This window comes from Sporolactobacillus sp. KGMB 08714 (assembly GCF_036598985.1).
Lineage (GTDB): Bacteria > Bacillota > Bacilli > Bacillales > Sporolactobacillaceae > Sporolactobacillus.
On record NZ_JAUUBW010000001.1, the window covers coordinates 152,987 to 169,304 of the forward strand.

General features: G+C 48.7%; 15 protein-coding genes. 12 read left to right on the forward strand and 3 right to left on the reverse strand.

Translation table 11 applies throughout. The features are described from left to right. The first annotated feature begins 14 nt into the window (after window positions 1–14). The 4 genes from Q6A92_RS00730 to Q6A92_RS00745 all read left to right on the forward strand — a co-directional run bounded on the left by Q6A92_RS00730 (window position 15) and on the right by Q6A92_RS00745 (window position 3,524). Window positions 15–893: a LysR family transcriptional regulator gene (locus tag Q6A92_RS00730; RefSeq protein ID WP_332236710.1), complete on the forward strand. Its 879-nt coding sequence runs from the start codon at window positions 15–17 to the stop codon at window positions 891–893. 86 nt (window positions 894–979) lie between these two features. Further along, a complete protein-coding gene (locus Q6A92_RS00735; protein WP_332236711.1) occupies window positions 980–1,495 on the forward strand; it encodes a GNAT family N-acetyltransferase in 516 nt (171 codons plus the stop codon). 77 nt (window positions 1,496–1,572) lie between these two features. Then, the gene (locus Q6A92_RS00740) at window positions 1,573–2,187 is read left to right on the forward strand and encodes a nucleotidyltransferase family protein (protein WP_332236712.1); all 615 of its coding nucleotides are present in this window, start codon (window positions 1,573–1,575) and stop codon (window positions 2,185–2,187) included. A 104-nt stretch (window positions 2,188–2,291) separates the two neighbouring features. Continuing rightward, complete coding sequence (locus Q6A92_RS00745) at window positions 2,292–3,524, forward strand: MFS transporter (protein ID WP_274400086.1); 1,233 nt, start codon at window positions 2,292–2,294, stop codon at window positions 3,522–3,524. A 2,009-nt stretch (window positions 3,525–5,533) separates the two neighbouring features. Here Q6A92_RS00745 and Q6A92_RS00750 read toward each other — a convergent pair. Continuing rightward, window positions 5,534–6,400 carry an aldo/keto reductase gene (locus Q6A92_RS00750; protein ID WP_332236713.1) on the reverse strand — a complete coding sequence of 289 codons (867 nt, stop codon included), beginning with the start codon at window positions 6,398–6,400 and terminating at the stop codon, window positions 5,534–5,536. A gap of 432 nt (window positions 6,401–6,832) precedes the next feature. Then, window positions 6,833–7,978 (reverse strand): glycosyl hydrolase family 18 protein, encoded by a 1,146-nt coding sequence (locus Q6A92_RS00755; RefSeq protein WP_332236714.1) that lies wholly within the window; start codon window positions 7,976–7,978, stop codon window positions 6,833–6,835. Window positions 7,979–8,357: 379 nt separating this feature from the next. Between Q6A92_RS00755 and rpsN the strand changes: the two genes are divergently transcribed. The 8 genes from rpsN to Q6A92_RS00795 all read left to right on the forward strand — a co-directional run bounded on the left by rpsN (window position 8,358) and on the right by Q6A92_RS00795 (window position 15,095). After that, on the forward strand, window positions 8,358–8,627 hold the full coding sequence (gene rpsN, locus Q6A92_RS00760; RefSeq protein WP_332236715.1) for a 30S ribosomal protein S14: 270 nt from the start codon (window positions 8,358–8,360) through the stop codon (window positions 8,625–8,627). 320 nt (window positions 8,628–8,947) lie between these two features. Beyond that, entirely contained in the window at window positions 8,948–9,859 is a 912-nt protein-coding gene (locus tag Q6A92_RS00765; RefSeq protein ID WP_332236716.1) for a metal ABC transporter solute-binding protein, read from the forward strand. A gap of 621 nt (window positions 9,860–10,480) precedes the next feature. Next, complete coding sequence (locus Q6A92_RS00770) at window positions 10,481–11,131, forward strand: DUF6944 family repetitive protein (protein WP_332236717.1); 651 nt, start codon at window positions 10,481–10,483, stop codon at window positions 11,129–11,131. A gap of 277 nt (window positions 11,132–11,408) precedes the next feature. Continuing rightward, window positions 11,409–11,582, forward strand: coding sequence for a metal-sensing transcriptional repressor (locus Q6A92_RS00775; protein ID WP_332236809.1), 174 nt, complete (start codon window positions 11,409–11,411; stop codon window positions 11,580–11,582). A gap of 78 nt (window positions 11,583–11,660) precedes the next feature. Continuing rightward, a complete protein-coding gene (locus tag Q6A92_RS00780) occupies window positions 11,661–11,960 on the forward strand; it encodes a rhodanese-like domain-containing protein (RefSeq protein WP_274400097.1) in 300 nt (99 codons plus the stop codon). 13 nt (window positions 11,961–11,973) lie between these two features. After that, the gene (locus tag Q6A92_RS00785) at window positions 11,974–13,632 is read left to right on the forward strand and encodes an FAD-dependent oxidoreductase (RefSeq protein ID WP_332236718.1); all 1,659 of its coding nucleotides are present in this window, start codon (window positions 11,974–11,976) and stop codon (window positions 13,630–13,632) included. A gap of 718 nt (window positions 13,633–14,350) precedes the next feature. Next, the gene (locus Q6A92_RS00790) at window positions 14,351–14,647 is read left to right on the forward strand and encodes a hypothetical protein (protein WP_332236719.1); all 297 of its coding nucleotides are present in this window, start codon (window positions 14,351–14,353) and stop codon (window positions 14,645–14,647) included. Window positions 14,648–14,651: 4 nt separating this feature from the next. Beyond that, window positions 14,652–15,095 carry a TIM44-like domain-containing protein gene (locus Q6A92_RS00795; protein ID WP_332236720.1) on the forward strand — a complete coding sequence of 148 codons (444 nt, stop codon included), beginning with the start codon at window positions 14,652–14,654 and terminating at the stop codon, window positions 15,093–15,095. 704 nt (window positions 15,096–15,799) lie between these two features. On the opposite strand, the gene Q6A92_RS00800 is transcribed toward Q6A92_RS00795, so the two are convergent. Beyond that, complete coding sequence (locus Q6A92_RS00800) at window positions 15,800–16,126, reverse strand: YbjQ family protein (protein WP_274400104.1); 327 nt, start codon at window positions 16,124–16,126, stop codon at window positions 15,800–15,802. Between the last annotated feature and the right edge of the window lie 192 nt (window positions 16,127–16,318).

Consider the following 16,318-nt stretch of genomic DNA (forward strand, 5'->3'; position numbering starts at 1 on the left):
AAAGAAGGCCGGCCATGGATCAGGAACAACTGGAAACGTTCCTGACGCTCGCGGAAACGTCCAGCTTCACCAAGACCTCGGAAATACTGAATGTTGTCCAGTCAACCATCACCGCACGAATCAAGACCTTGGAAAATCAATTGAACAGGAAATTATTTGATCGAGGTACGCGCTATGTTCGATTGACGCCCGACGGCCGTCTATTTCTCTCTCATGCCGGGAAAATAGTCAGTCGAATGAGGCAGGCTGAGGCGGATCTGCGGATCAGGGGGAAGGTTGACTATCGGATCGTGATCGGCGGACTGAATACGATCTGGGACAGTTCAATCTATTATTTAATAGAAAAGCTGTGCGCAAAGGGTACAATATCGGTCCGGACGGTCACCGACCACTCGTCGCATCTAATCAACCGTCTTCAGGAAGGGTCCATTGATGCCGCGTTTGTCTTCATTCCGCCGCGTTCTTCCTTATTTGAAAAAAACCTTTTCCGACGGGAGCGGATTCTCCTGATCGGCAGCAGTAAAAGTTATCAGGCAGTTCAGTCTCTCTCACGGGAAGAAGTGTTTCGGAACGGCAGGCTGCTGTACCAGAATTGGGGCATTGCCTATGACGAGTGGTTTAAAAGCGAATTCGGAGCAGATGCCGCAGCGGGTGTCCGGGTTGACTATTCCGGCCTGGCTTTAAGATTAATCTCGAATCTTGATTATCTTGGATTTTTGCCGGAAAGTGTCGCCCGGGAAGGGGTGAAAAAAGGTATACTGAAATCTATAGAATATTCTTCCAAAACAGCGCCTCCGGATATGACGGTTTACTTGACCTATCTGAAAAGCAGGGAAAGGGAATACCGCCTTGCATCGTTTTTGGCATTTGTACGAGAAAATGCCCGACGATGAAACTTAGGATTCGCCCATTTCAGGTCAGGCTCACCTCAATAATCGCATTTTTGCTATTAGATTTATCGTGAAGGAGGGGCACGCGCATGTATCCAACTTCTGAAAGACTGCTCTTTCGCCCGTATGATAATCACGACTTGATGTTCTTGCATTCATTGCTCTCCGATCCTGAAGAAGTCCGCTTTATCGGTAATGGAAGAACTCGTGACGAAGAGGGGGCCCAACGATTTCTGGACTGGATTTACGCTGCGTACAAAGTAGATCCGCGTTTGGGGCTCATGGTGCTGACCAGAAAAAAGGATCACGTAAAAATCGGGCACGCCGGTCTCGTGCCTCAGACAGTTGATGGAACAAGAGAAATCGAAATCGGCTATTGGGTCGCCAGAAGTTATTGGAATAATGGCTACGCGACCGAAGCGGCTCGTGCGCTGTTTCATTATGGACAAACGAATTGCGGCATCAAAAGATTCATTGCACTAATTCAGAGCGGAAATACGATTTCTCAAAAAGTTGCTGAAAAAATCGGCATGAAATGTGAAAAAAAAATCACACTTACGGGGAAAAAAGTCAAGGTTTATTCAATCGAAACTGAGCCGGGATAATCTGTATGCGTTCACAAGTTGGCGGCACACACGCTGCTGACAGCTATTTCAGGATGCCGGGGGCGGGGGGAAGAATAATGCTGGAAAATAAGGCTGATATTCTATCTTTTATAGAAAATGATCGGGAAATAATAAAAATATTGACTTTAGTACGTGATTTAGATCTTCCGGATAGTTGGTTATGTGCAGGTTTTCTACGTTCAAGAATCTGGGATTACCAGGCTCAATTACTTCATCGTACGCCTGTTCATGACATTGACGTCATCTATTTTAACGACCGGTTTATTGATGACTCATATGAACAAAAAGCGCAGTCTCAATTGAAAGCTAAGGAGCCTGGATATCACTGGGAGGTGAAAAACGAAGCACGTATGCATGTACATAACCCTGATACTGCTCCTTATGCATCTTCAACCGATGCCATTTCTAAATTTCCCGAAACGGCTACAGCAATTGGCGCACGACTGGATGCGCATAATCAAGTCATTTTGACAGTTCCTCACGGAGTCAGTGATTTATTGAGTATGACTGTTCGACCGACACCTTTTACTCGGGAAAAGAAAAAAAGGATGATGATTTATAACGAAAGGATGAAACAAAAAAATTGGCAAAATAGTTGGCCTTTACTAAAAATAATAGCTCGATTGCCCGGTCTGCATGAATTGGCAGAGAAAGATCGTAAGCTAAAATAAAGAGGGCCTTTTTAAATACCGGATTTGGAGAAAATGGGCCAGCAATAAATTCCACACCTAGCGCAAAAAAATTTCTAATGATGTGAAAAGAGGCACAGGTAGTTTTGGCCCCAAATAATAGCTTATTGCGTCGAAATGCGAATTATCGAAAACTATGGCTGGCGGGCAGCGGCAGTATACTGGGAGATTGGTTTAACCAGGTTGCGCTCAGTCAGGTGACGTTATCTCTGACACATTCTCCGTCGGCCATGGGCATGGTTCTTTTATGCCGGTCGCTGCCTTCCGTTGCGCTGGGTCCCTTTGTGAGTCCGTTTATTGATCGTTATCCGAAAAAGCCGCTCATGCTGATCAGTGATCTGATCCGGGCCGCAGTCGTGCTGCTTTTCCCCCTGGCTGTTTTTGACCACGAGACTTCTTTTTTGTATGCCGGAGCTATTCTTTTGGGATTGTCCGGAATTATGTTCGTACCGGCGCAGCAGGCAGCCTTTCCTCTTATTGTTTCAAATAAAGATTTAGCATCCGCCAATGCTTTGAGCTCGGGGACGTATGGCTTCATGAGTATTCTTGGAGCAGCGGGCGGCGGCATCGTTTCTTCTTTGGTGAGCCCTGTTGTCGGTTTTCTGATTAATTCTCTGTCCTATATTTGGTCTGCTTTCTATATTTTTCAGATTCATATGCCGAAAAATACAGGCGGAAATAAGAGAGCGGAACCTTATTTTAACGCTTTAAAAGAGGGCTTCAGGGAGGCCTCCGGGAATAAAGCAGTCAAAGCGATCCTATTGATCGGCATCAGCTGGGGTTTTGCCGGCGGAGGATATGCCATCCTGATACCGATCCTCGGAGAAATGGTTTATAAAATGGGCGGATTCGGTATTGGTATGCTGTATGCCATAGACGGCCTTGGGGTTCTGCTGGGAGCTTTGTTTGTCCAAAGGTTTGTCGGAAGCAACGATAAACGGGCAAACTGGTTGTACGGGGCTGCCTATTTGACACAGGCTCTGTTCTTTGCGCTGCTCGCGCAGTCGGCCGTTTTTATTGCCGGAGCCTTTATGCTGCTTCTGATGCGCATCAGCTCGGGGATTATCATCCCACTGGACAGTTATCTGATGCAGGTTCATACAAAAGCAGAAGTCCGAGGGAGGATCTTTTCATTGCACACTTCCACTTATTCAGGTGTCATGCAGCTTTCTTATGCCGGCTTGGGTTATCTTTACGAAACGGCCGGCATTCCCATCATGGGTCTGATAATCGGCCTGGTTTCTTTTCTCTGCGGACTGTCCTGGCTGCTTCAGCTGAAAACGTTTACGAAGCCCGATTCAATCAGTCATCATTTGTAATAAAAAATTGTACCTGATAATGGGCGGTATCTAGCCGTTATCTCATTGCCATTTCTCAATTTTCTGTTTGGAACATAACGGAATTTTTATAAAAAACGGATTCTCAACCGATAAAGTACACGGATCCGGATCAGAAAAGAATAATAGATGATGAACGAGTCGCAGAATCGGTACAAAACCGGGCTTAACCATCGCCGTCTGCGTGAAATAGGGCATCAACCGAAAAAAAGCTGTTTACGAGAAAGTGTTGCTGCTTAACCGAACAGATTGCTTGCACGTATCTCTTAATTAATACGACTGATCGGATCATGCCTTCTGTCAGATCTCAATAGGGCTAACAAACCAGTGGAAACAGGCGGATTTGGCTGACAATCAAGCTTCGTTTAACTATTATTTCATCAGACAGAAGCTGTGATTTACTGAATTGTGAGAAGCGCCGGTCGACAGCCGGCCCAGTAACGACGAAAAAATCGCGCACGACCGATAAATCGTGAGCGATGACCGAAAAACTGCCTGCGCCGACCGAAAAACTGCCTGCGATGACCGAAAAACTGCCTGCGCCAACCAAAAAACGGCAAGTTACGGCCGATAAACCCCTGGCAACGACCGATAGACTGCAGTGAGCGAGAAAAACCGAGAAGCGGCCTGAACAAGCCGGTTTCTATGTGTTCACCGGAACATGCAGCTGAACAATCGCCAATAAAGTGCAAAGAATCAACAGTAGTTGCTGTAGAATTAATAAGCGCGAATAATCGGAACGAAGGATAGCTATTTAAGTAATTAATCAAAGCACAAATCGGGTCTTTAATCGGTACAGACGGTTTCGGCGCAGCGGCATGATCCTGATTATTCGTTAAAAAGTTCAGAACATGTTTCCCGATGGATACGCAATGTCTTATAATCGATTTTTGCCCTTCGCTCGGAAAATCTTTTATACGAGTATCCCCTTAACTCATTGTCCTGCTGTGGCCTGCCGTCAATTGATGATCGACTCTTCCTAAAACCATCTCTTGAAAGACGGAGAACGTTTCCACGATCCATAAACTTCTGCAATCGTCGAAAATCGGGCGCCGGCTGATAGGTTCCGTGTGACGACCGAAAAACGGCTAATGGATAATAACTGGACTGAAATCCGATCCATACAGCCAGGCCGTCGGCTAGTATCGGTCCGAGAATCCTTGTCCCGAAAAATTCGCTAATCGGCCTGAAACAGCGAGTTATCGCCCCGTCAGGAGTTTATCACTCCGAAAAAAGAATGAATCGTCCTAAAACAGTGAACGATCGCCCCAAAATGGTCTCGATTCGCCCTATTCTGGCAGAGTATCGCCCCATCAGGAGTTTATCACCCCGAAAAAAGAATGAATCGCCCTAAAACAGTGAACGATCACCCCAAAATGGTCTCGATTCGCCCTATTCTGGCAGAGTATCGCCCCGTCAAGGGTAAACAGCAATTAGTTAAATGAATCGGGGACAACTGTTTGTTCCGATTATTCGCGCTTATTTATTCCACGTCTACTGTCGATTTTTCGGCCGCTACTGTTGATTTTAAGCACTTTACTGTCGATATTCTGCGCTTTACAGATATGATAGGCGGCGCTTTACTGCTGATATCCGTCGTCTTCGGCTATTTTCGTTTCCAATTCATAAAAATACGCGGCGGGCCGAAGAAAGAGATCGTGTGTTTCCGACAGGTAACGCCTATTCGCACCGGGTAGCCCTCTTTTTTAGCGGAATAAATCGCTGTTCGCATGAACATTCGGAAGCCATAGACGACCGCTCTTGCCAACTCGTTTTTCGGAAGCATCAATGACACTTTCACGCAGCGGCCTGGCTGGATACATGAGTTAAGAGGATACCAATTATCTTTCAATAACATGCCGTTCTCCCTTATAAAATATAAAAACAGGAACGCTCCCAATTGAATCGGCAAAGCGTTCCTGCTGTCTGTTTTTTTTCAGTTTATATTTTCAGATGAATCGGCGGATTTTCCAGCGCTGACCGGGTTCCGTTCAGACAGCCTTTGACAGAGTCTGAAAGTCTTCGTCACTGAGTTTAATTCCGGCGGCGGCAATGTTTTCTTTTACGTGGGCAACTGAAGACGTTCCCGGAATCGGCAGAATGACCGGCGAACGTTTCAGCAGCCAGGCCAGGGCGATCTGTGCCGGTTTCGCGTCGTATTTTCTGGCGATCTGATCGAGCGCTCCGCCTTCCTTGGCGAGCGCTCCCGTTGCCAGAGGGAACCAGGGGATGAATCCGATCTGGTGCTTTTCGCAGTAGTTCAGTACGAATTCCGAATCGCGTTTGGCCAGATTGTACAAATTTTGGACGGAAACGATCGGCGTAATCTCGTTGGCGGCCTGCAGTTCTCCGACGCTGACCTGGCTCAGTCCGATATGGCGGATTTTTCCTTCCAGTTTCATCAGCGCCAGTTCACCGATCTGGTCGGCAAGCGGCACCTTCGGATCGATCCGGTGCAGCTGAAGCAGATCAATGTGATCCAGTCCGAGCGTGCGCAGATTCAATTCAACCTGCTGACGAAGATACTCCGGCCGGCCGACGGGGATCCATCTGCCCGGTCCCTGACGTGTATGTCCGACTTTTGTGGCGATCACAAGGCCGTTCGGATAGGGATAGAGAGCCTTTTTGATCAATTCATTGGAGACAAACGGACCGTAAGCATCCGCCGTATCAATAAAATTGACGCCGAGTTCCGCGGCGGTCCGCAGGACACGGACGGCTTCCTCCGGATTACTCGATTCCCCCCAAACGCCGGGGCCCGGCAGCTGCATCGTCCCGTACCCTAGACGATTGACCGGCAAATCGCCGCCGATTGTAAAAGTACCTGATAAGGCTGCTGTAACGGTTGATTCAGACATTCGCTTTCCTCCCTGAACATGTTTTTTTAGAAAGTCGTCTTTATTCTTGCCCGCAACCTTCTGCTTTTGGTTTAACACAGTCGTCTTTTCGGATTCAAAAGAAATGCTCGGATTAACATAATTGTCACAAAAAAGGCCGCCGATAAAGACATATATCGGTTGCCGATGGCCGGGTTCTGCCGCATCCTGTACAGTCCCCCATTATGAGCTGTGGCGATATACCTATTCTAAAATGCAGCATCTTGACAATAATGGACGGGGCACGCAAATGCCATTGTCCGTTGTCCCGGGCATTGTGTGCCGTTCACAGAACCTTCGCGATCTTAGACAACTGACGGCAGCAGGTTGATTCTGTTTCGGGACGTATTAAAGGGCCGGACAGTCAAAGTAATGAGACGTTCGGACCCGCAGGATGTGATCGGGCCCTTCTCATTATCTGATCCATTTGCGGATGCTGAAATTGTCCTCAAGCATGACCCAGTTTTGCCGGAAAGAGTAACCCAAAGCCCAATAACTGATCCCGCGGAGGTGATAGCGTTTGACCAGGTCGAACTTAGCCTGCGTGCTCCGCGGATCTTCAAACCAGACTTCGTGAAGGCGGTTCTGTCCGTCGACATAGCGGAAAAACGGGGCCTGAGCGGCGGAATCGTACTGAATCGCAGCGCCGTATCTTACCGCCAGTTCCACGGCTTCCTTCGGACTGAAGGTTCTTGCCACCTGGCCCTGTACATGCGGAAGAACCCAGTCCCGGGCGTAAATCTGGAATCCTAAAAAAATTTTATTTGCCGGCATTACCGATAAGGCGTATTCCACAACTCTTCTCATCTGATAAAGGGGTGAGATTGCCTGCGGCGGCCCAAGCCGGTAGCCCCATTCATAGGTCATCAGTACGACAAAATCGGCGATCCTGCCGTGTGCCTCGTAATCGTGCGCTTCGTACAACAATCCGGCCTGCGCAGCGCTTGTTTTTGGCGCTAAAGCGGTGGATACAAAATAGCCTAATGGATGGAGGCGATTTACAGCCTGCTGAAGAAACTGATTGTACTGCTCACGGTCGGCAGGGAGGACATTTTCAAAATCAATATTTAATCCGCGATATCCTTTTTCACGCATGATCCGAATTACGTCCGACAACAGATTTTCGCGATAGGCCGGCGTACTCAGGACAACATGCGCCAAATTGGTGCCCGTTGCTGTTGCGGTAAAATTGGTAATCGACATCATAGGAACGGCTTTTTCAGCGAATGCAGCGGAAATGATCGCCTGATCGTCTATCGGATCGAGTGTTCCGTTTTCGGTGATACGGTAGGCAAATGGGGCCAAATAAGTGAGCAGACGGCCGACCTCTTGAATCGATCGAACGGCCTCACCGCTCGTCTGATACGTATAGGCATTGACTTCAACGTCGGGTTTGCGCCCCTCATGACCTGTTTCCGGAACGGGAATAATCAGTGCCTGGCCGACCACCAAACGATTCGGATCAGACAAATCATTGATATCCGCCAGCGTATTTACCGATACATGATAGCGCTGTGCAAGCTGCCATAGAAACTCTCCGCTTTGGACCACATGAATCATCAATGAAAATCTCCCCTAAAGTGTTCTCACTCGTACTGTATGAAAATGCGGGAAGAATTGTGCGTTTCCCCAGTAAAGCCCGGATCATTCCGGATCGGCAGGAGACACGGATAAAAAATGTCAGAAAAGGAAGAAACTGCTATCTTTCAAACACCTGTATTCACCCTGCGGCAAAGAGTAAACGGAGAATCCTGACGATCGGCCTGTTCCCCTTAATTCCCATCGGCGGTCTGCAATTTGTATTTAAACAATGAAAAAGGATCAGATTCGGCCCGGAAGGGGAAATTATTTTTAACATGTCTTGCCAAAGAGGCGGCGGTATGGTTTAATAGAAAACGTAAATCGTAATTATTACGATTTATAGAGGAGTGAAAATACAGTGGCTAAGAAGTCAAAAATAGTTAAGGAATTGAAACGTGAAGCTTTGGTCGCCGAATATGCCGATCGGCGCCGTGAACTGAAAGCGGAGGGAAATTATGCCGCGCTGGCAGGACTCCCCCGCGATTCATCGCCGACGCGGCTTCATCATCGCTGCCGGCTGACCGGAAGGCCGCACGGCTATATGAGAAAATTCGGGATGTCCCGGATTGCTTTCAGAGAATACGCGCATAAAGGACAGATACCCGGGATCAAGAAAGCAAGCTGGTAAATGAAGAGAGACGGCCTGTAAAAAGCGCGGAGAGATTGTCGAGCGGACGGGCCGGGTGTTCCCGACAGAGAGAAGGGGGGAAGAAACCCGTCAGGATTTCCATGACTCTGCCGGAACATCATATTTACATATTAATTGACTATCATAGGCATTTATTTAAGAGATTTAAAGTGATCGGGAGATCTTTTTAAGCGCCTTAAACGCCGGGTTGTGAATGTGAAGGGTATTTAAAAAAAAACAGAAGCGCTCAATCTTTGCTTTATAAAACGTAATCATGACGATTAAAAACGGATCAAGCGATCAGGAGGAGCAACGGAAACATGAAGCGTCATCATTTTATCCATCAATTTTTTATTTTATTCGGAGTCCTCATCATATCGGCAGGAGTGCTGTCAGGATGCGGAAAAGCGTCATCCAATAACAGCGCTTCGTCAAAAATCAATGTTGTCGCTGCGGAAGACTTCTACGGGGAGGTTGCCCGGGCTGTCGGCGGCAGCCGCGTCAATGTCACTTCGATCATTAACAAACCAAGCGTTGATCCGCACGAATTTGAACCGACGACGGGAACGGCTCAGTCCGTCGACCAGGCTAAGCTGATCATCTATAACGGCATCGGCTATGACAGCTGGATGGATAAACTCGTTTCGGCCGGTCAGACGAATAAAAAGGTGCTTCGTGTCGGAGAAGATCTGATGAACAGGAAAGCCGGAGACAATGAACATTTGTGGTATAATCCGGAGACGATGCCGGCACTTGCCCGGCAAATTGCCGCCGAACTGGCGAAGCTTGATCCGTCTCATGCCAAAGACTACCAAAAGAATGCCGCTGCCTATATTGCGAAAATCAAGCCGGTGAAAAAGCTGGTTGACAAGCTTTCTAAACAGGCGGCCAACCAGACGGCAGATGTCTCTGAACCGGTATTCGACTATATGCTGCAGGCGCTAAAGTATAAAGTCGGCAATAGAGGCTTTGAACTGGCGGTTGAGAATGGAAATGATCCTGCGCCGAGGGATATTGCCGCTTTGCAGAACGATATCACCCATCATCGGATCAAATTCTTTGTTGACAACATTCAGGCAAGCGACCCGACTGTCAACAGGATCGTAGCGCTTGCAAATAAAAACAACGTGCCGGTCGTTAAAGTGACGGAGACGCTGCCTACAGGGCAAAGCTACACGTCCTGGATGCTCGGCGAATTAAAGCAGATTGAAAGGATACAGAGCAATCAATGATATTTTCCTCAGGAGCCGGCCGGGCATACAGGCTAAACATGATTGAACGGATTGAAATCTGTATTAGAAGGTTTCCCATGGCGGGCGGAAATTTCGGAAGGATCATCGGCACGGCCTGAACGGAGAAAATATCGGATCATCCGCCTTTTGAGGCGGATCCTGGTGAGAGGTCTGCGATTATCGGACCGGGCCGCGCTGCCGATGAATAGTGAACCTCAGTCTATCCGATCCCGAGAAACTCTTATTTGCGAAATTCATCGATTGGAGCCCTCAGTCAGAACAGGGCTCTTTTTTTAAAAAATCCAATTTTGGCGAAATGAAGGCCGGAACGGCAGATATTGCCGAAACAGGGTGTCGGCCCCCTTTCGGCGCTTGCTCCGAAAAAAGAATCCTGCCGCGGAAACGGACGAAAATAAGCGATCCAATATTGAAACTGTTCATCCGGTCCCGGCCTGAAAACTTGCTTTATCCTGATTGCCGATAGATATAACGGGAATATCTGCCAATCATTATTTTACGGGACAGTGACCCGCATTAATTGAATGATAAACGCCGGGGCTTTCGCCCTGTCTTTCGTTTGAGAAGAGGAATATGCTTTTAATACCGGGAAGGGGGGAAGGCATGGAAGCGAAAAATGAAACGCTGAAACTTACCGCGCTGTTTTCAGTCGTTCTTGGAAAGGTTATGGTGGCATCGGGCCTGACTCCTTCGCTTGGTTTAACGCCTAAGGCTCAGCAGTCGCTGTTTTTTTATGGGAGCCTTGTGCAAATTAACGGAGATGCGCTGGATGCGGAGTTCCTGCGCGGAGGAACCCCCGACAAAATGGGGACGCAGCTTCAGGCATTTGGCTATGTGTTAGTCATTTACGCTTTCATCGTTTTGCAGGATCCATATAAAAGATTAAAACTATTTCAGGTCAATAATATAAATCAGATACTGGCAGGGATCATTATTCTGTCGGATAAAAATGTGTGGAAAAAGAACTCCCTTGTTATTGGAAATATGATCATTATTCTGGGTAATTTTATCATGGCTTTAGGCAGAAACAGCCGGCTAAAAAGTGTTGCGCCGCTGTCTTACATCGATCCGCTCGAAACTAAGGGCGGATGGGCACAGGCTGCAGGGGCAGCTGTCATCTTTCTTGGCGAAGCTGAGAAGAGCATCGGGAATAAAAAGGGCTATGCAGCTGAGAAAGACAAGAACATCAAAAATGAAAAAGAAAAGAAAAAAACCAGACGGTTCCGCAAAGTCTCAGCGGTTCCGGGCAGATGAAATGTTCCCTGAGAAATGGGAGCACAAATGTAAACGGCAGTCCTTCCGATCAGAGTGCCGCCGACCCGAACAAGGACATGACGAGAACAGAGAATGGACAATCCGGGCAGCGAATCTGTGCAGGGGGAGTACCTTGAAGCGCCTGTCCCTGCCGAGGTTAATATATGGAGCGGGCTTGGAGAAAAATGTCGGTCAATAAAGTTGACGAAAGATGTTCTTTTGATTAATATACCCTTGTGGGTATAAAAGAGGCCGGCAGATGGACGATCTGCTGCCGATGAAGAATCGTCTGAAACGGATCGGCGGACAAATTCAGGAAATTTTACGAATGACGAATCAGGAGGCGGATTGCAGGCATAGTGTGATGTCAAATGACAGCTGTGGATCGTGTACCTGGACGGACTGCCGGAAAGAATCTCGACTAAATCGTCGGCGTCAGACTTTTTCATAGACTTTTATATACCCTATAGGGTATAATAACGCTAATGGCCTGTATGCGCTGAAAATAGAACAAAGCGAGGAAGATAGGATGTATGGAACAATCACTCCCGAAGAAGTTGAACGGTTAATCAACGGGAAAAAGGATGTCAGTATTATCGATGTCCGGGAACCGATCGAGTACGCCGGCGGGCACATTCCCGGAGCAAAGAATATTTCAGTCAATATCATTCAATTCCGCATGGACGAAATTGACAAAACGAGAGAGCACATTATTGTTTGCCAGTCCGGAAGCAGAAGCGGAGTGGCATCGGCTATTCTGGCCGCTAACGGATTCAAGGTGAAAAATATGAGCGGCGGCATGATGAACTGGACAGGAAGTATGGAATGAGGAGGGGATGCAGATGAAATTTGTGATTGTGGGCGGAGTCGCCGGCGGCATGTCCGCGGCCACGCGTTTGCGCCGGTTGAACGAAGATGCCGAAATCATCGTCCTGGAAAAAGGGCCTTATGTCTCTTTTGCAAACTGCGGACTCCCCTATTATATCGGGGGAGTGATTCAGAATCGCTCAGCGCTGCTTGTTCAGACAGCGGAAAAACTTTATGATCGGTTCCGTTTAGACGTCCGTATCGAAAGCGAAGTGTTGAAGATTGATCGTCAGCATCAAAAAGTCACAGTTAATCATCAGGATTACCTTTATGATGAGAGTTATGACAAGCTGATTCTTTCGACGGGCGCGAAACCGGTGGTACCCCCTATGAAGGGGGCCGGAGAAGCGGACAACCTGTACACATTGAGAGATGTTCCGGATGCCGAGTGGATTGTCCAAATGATCGAGACAAATAAAACCGGGCGTGCGGTCATTGTCGGTGCCGGTTTTATCGGCCTGGAGATGGCGGAAAATCTTTATCGCCGCGGTTTAAAAGTGACTGTAATCGAGCGGGCCGGCCAAATCCTTCCGCCGCTGGACATTGAGATGGCTGCTGCTATTGAGCGGGAGCTCGTTTCCCGCCATATCCGATTGTTCAAAGGCAGGACCGTTACCGGATTCGAGGACCGCGGAGCGACAGTTGTCATGGATGACGGCCGCAGGCTGGAGACGGATCTGACGATTTTATCCGTAGGTGTCCGTCCCGAATCCGTCCTTGCCGCCGATGCCGGCCTTGAGCTTGGCACGCGGCAGGCAATCGTGGTCAATGATCGGCTGCAGACCAGCGATCCGAATATCTACGCGATTGGCGACGCTATTTCGGTCAGGCATTTCGTCAGCGGAACTGCGGCGGTCATCCCGCTCGCCTCGCCGGCCAATCGGCAGGGACGGATGGTTGCCGATATACTTAGCGGAATCGAAAGGCATTACGCCGGAACGCTCGGCACGTCGATTGTCCGCGTGTTTGATCAGGCTGCCGCCGTGACCGGTCTGAATGAAAAACAGCTGCAAGGCTCCGGAATCGCTTATGAAACGGTTCATACCAGTCCTTATGATCACGCAACCTATTATCCCGGAAGCCAGTCGATGCAATTAAAATTATTATTTGAATCCCCGGCCGGCCGCTTGCTCGGCGCCCAGGCCGTTGGCGAACAGGGGGTCGATAAGACGATCGATGTGCTCTCAACCGCAATTAAGGCGAAGATGACGGTCTATGACCTCACCGAACTGGAGCTCGCCTACGCGCCGCCGTTCAATTCGGCCAAATCGCCTGTCAATATGCTCGGCTACGTCTCACAGAATATACTGGAACATAAAGTCGATGCCATTCAGTGGAACAAAGTCGATCAGAGAATCCGTGAAGGCAGTCTGCTTATCGATGTACGGACGAAAAGCGAATATGAACAGGGAACGATTCCCGGAGCGGCGAACATTCCGCTGGACAGTTTACGTGAGCGAATAGATGAACTGCCCAGGCACAAAGAGATCATTGTTGCTTGCCGGGTGGGGCTGCGCGGCTATCTTGCGGCCCGTATCCTTTCCCAGAAGGGTTATAAAGTCAAAAATCTGGATGGCGGATATAAACTTTATTCGACAGTTTTTTCTGCTAAAAACAAAAAAGAAAAGAATTAAAAAGATGTCTGCACCTGCCGGATCGGAAAGGGGTGCGGATGTTTTTTTACAGCGGTCCGCGCCCAGAATTGTCACAGGTATTGGGCATGGGCATATGGTGTAAGTGAAACAACGGGGCAAATCCCCAAGGAGGCTGGAAATACATGAATGAAATACCTTCTTATTATGAGCCGGGCCGGGACTATGGAGAGATCGATCCAACCTATTATTCCGACGACTTGGACTTCCCTCAGGAACGGCAAATGACTGCACCGCCCGCATCCTATCCCGGGCAGCCCTATCCGCCCATGCCTTACCCTGTGCAGCCCTACCCGGCACATTCCTACCCGCCGGCACATCCTTATCAAACTGCTTATCCGGCACATCCCTACCCGCCGCGGCCTTATCCGCCGCGCCCGCCGTATCCACCGGGACGTCCGCCTTACTGGTACGGTTCCGGCACCGCTGCACCGTCCCCTATGCCGCGTTTCTTCTGAAGGCTGAAAAAGATCTTTAACTTTTTGTCTGCACGTAAAAAGGGGCTTGAATAAATCGGAGCGAATGTCAATCTCGATTTTCGTTTCGATTTTTTTATTGCCTTTTGCGAGTTTTCAATCCAAAGGATGACGGGGTTTTATAAAATGCAAACACGTCATGTAGGAAAGCTAAATCATTCTTTATAAATTGAATCGCGGGGAGTATAGTTTAAGTAATCTTAAAGGTACGGCGGAGTGAAAGCATGAACCGGCTGAAAATCATTTCTTTAATTTTTCTGATCCTTTTAAGTGTGGGAACCGCAGCGGCGGACGTTCACGTCGCTTATGCACGGGCCGGTGGCGGCGGAGCGGGAAGCGTCGGCGGCGGAACAGGCGGGGGAGGGGTATCGGATCAAGGTGAAAATACGGGTGGAGGAACGCCGCCTTCCGGACCCGGACGTTTTATGAACGCCGGAAGTGTTCCCGCATCCCCCGATCGATTTTCTGATTTTTCTCCTTTTCTTTGGGGTCTCTCTGTTTGGCGGGAAAGGAGCGTTTAAAGGATTGTTCTTCTACCGCATTAAAAATCCGACACGGAGAGACATCACATTCTGGAAGGATAAGAGCCTGCGCAATCGGATCACGGCATGTTATGCCGCGATTCAAAAGGCCTGGTCCAGACAGGATCCGGATGCAGCCAAAAGCTACATGTCGGAAGCGATGCTTAAAGAGCACAGGCGGCTGATTGATGAGATGATTGAAAGAAATGAACGCAACGTGGTCGCTCTTGTGGATGTTGTCGCTATCCGCGCCGTCTATGTTTCAGCGGGCAAAGATGATCTTCGGGTAGTGATTACAGGGAAAATGATTGATTACCGGATCAATACGGCTACCAAAAAGCTGCTTGCCGGCAGCCGGTTTCGCCGCGATACGGCGACAGAAGGCTGGCGGTTTATAAGGCGTGACGGCGTATGGGTCGCCGACCGGATCAACGGAGAAATTATTTAATATGAGTATCCCTTTCGCTCATTTTCCCGCTGTGCCGTCAGATGATGATCGACTTTTTCTGAAACCGTCAATCTCTCCAAAGACGGAGAGCGTTTCCACGATCCATAAACTCCCGCGCTGACCGATCAACGGCTTCAAACGACCGATAAAACGGATGTAACGACCGATCAACGGCGCTTACCGACCGATGGGCGCTCTGCTTAGCTCATAAACTCCCGGCCATGATCGATAGATCCCGCGCCGACCGATCAACGGCTTCTAATGACCGATAAAACTCTACACCGACCGATAAACTCCCGGCCATGATCGATAGATCCGGCGCGCCGACCGATCAACGGCTTCAAACGACCGATAAAACGGACACACCGACCGATAAACTCCCGGCCATGATCGATAGATCCGGCACCATGACCGATCAACGGCGCTTACCGACCGATAGGCCCCCTCCATGGCCGATAAACTCCCGGGCATGATCGATAAAACGGACACACCAGCGGGTCCAACTCCGGCCGCGGCTGATCCATTAATCAGGGACGGTCTTTCTGGTCTGATTATTCTTCAGACAGGCCATTCAGAAGACAGATCCGCCGTTGGTATCGAAAGGATAAAAAACACCTGCCGGATTTGCGGGTGTTTTTTGGCGAGTCTGGCCTTCGGATGTCGGAAAATATCATGGATACTGCAGCGAAAGATCGGGAGGACGTTTATTCTTCTTCTTTTTCAACAATAACGGCTGTTCCAAAAGCCAGAACTTCGCTCATGCTTTGTCCGATTTCGCTCGAATCGAACCGCATCATCACAACGGCGTTTGCTCCCGTGGCTTCGGCATTGGCAATAAGGCGGTCGATCGCCTGCTGACGGGCGTCTTCGAGCATGGCCGTATATTCATGAATTTCACCGCCGATCAGGCTCCGTAAACCGGCCATGATGTTGCCGACCAGGCTGCGGCTCCTGACAATCAGCCCAAATACCTCTCCTTTTACCTCTTTGACTCTATAGCCGTGAATGTTTTCCGTTGTCACAACGATCATGTAGTCGTCCTCCCACTTTGATTAGATTTCATACTCCCCTAACCAGATTATCATTTATGCATCAATTTCAATAGCCCTGTCCTCTGTTTTTATGGATCATTTTTTGAATCTTGATGGATATCGATGAAGAACAGTAATCGTTAAGAAAGATTTGAGTGAGAAACTGGTGAAAGTCTGCATCACCTTTATGAT

What these genes read in the sequence shown, in the direction of transcription:
- Q6A92_RS00750 (WP_332236713.1), bottom strand. Translation starts at nt 6,400, where the DNA reads ATGTCTGAATCAACCGTTACAGCAGCCTTATCAGGTACTTTTACAATC.
- Q6A92_RS00785 (WP_332236718.1), top strand. Translation starts at nt 11,974, where the DNA reads ATGAAATTTGTGATTGTGGGCGGAGTCGCCGGCGGCATGTCCGCGGCC.
- Q6A92_RS00800 (WP_274400104.1), bottom strand. Translation starts at nt 16,126, where the DNA reads ATGATCGTTGTGACAACGGAAAACATTCACGGCTATAGAGTCAAAGAG.
- Q6A92_RS00790 (WP_332236719.1), top strand. Translation starts at nt 14,351, where the DNA reads ATGAACCGGCTGAAAATCATTTCTTTAATTTTTCTGATCCTTTTAAGT.
- Q6A92_RS00730 (WP_332236710.1), top strand. Translation starts at nt 15, where the DNA reads ATGGATCAGGAACAACTGGAAACGTTCCTGACGCTCGCGGAAACGTCC.
- Q6A92_RS00755 (WP_332236714.1), bottom strand. Translation starts at nt 7,978, where the DNA reads ATGATTCATGTGGTCCAAAGCGGAGAGTTTCTATGGCAGCTTGCACAG.
- Q6A92_RS00740 (WP_332236712.1), top strand. Translation starts at nt 1,573, where the DNA reads ATGCTGGAAAATAAGGCTGATATTCTATCTTTTATAGAAAATGATCGG.
- Q6A92_RS00775 (WP_332236809.1), top strand. Translation starts at nt 11,409, where the DNA reads ATGAAGAATCGTCTGAAACGGATCGGCGGACAAATTCAGGAAATTTTA.
- Q6A92_RS00770 (WP_332236717.1), top strand. Translation starts at nt 10,481, where the DNA reads ATGGAAGCGAAAAATGAAACGCTGAAACTTACCGCGCTGTTTTCAGTC.
- Q6A92_RS00735 (WP_332236711.1), top strand. Translation starts at nt 980, where the DNA reads ATGTATCCAACTTCTGAAAGACTGCTCTTTCGCCCGTATGATAATCAC.
- Q6A92_RS00780 (WP_274400097.1), top strand. Translation starts at nt 11,661, where the DNA reads ATGTATGGAACAATCACTCCCGAAGAAGTTGAACGGTTAATCAACGGG.
- Q6A92_RS00765 (WP_332236716.1), top strand. Translation starts at nt 8,948, where the DNA reads ATGAAGCGTCATCATTTTATCCATCAATTTTTTATTTTATTCGGAGTC.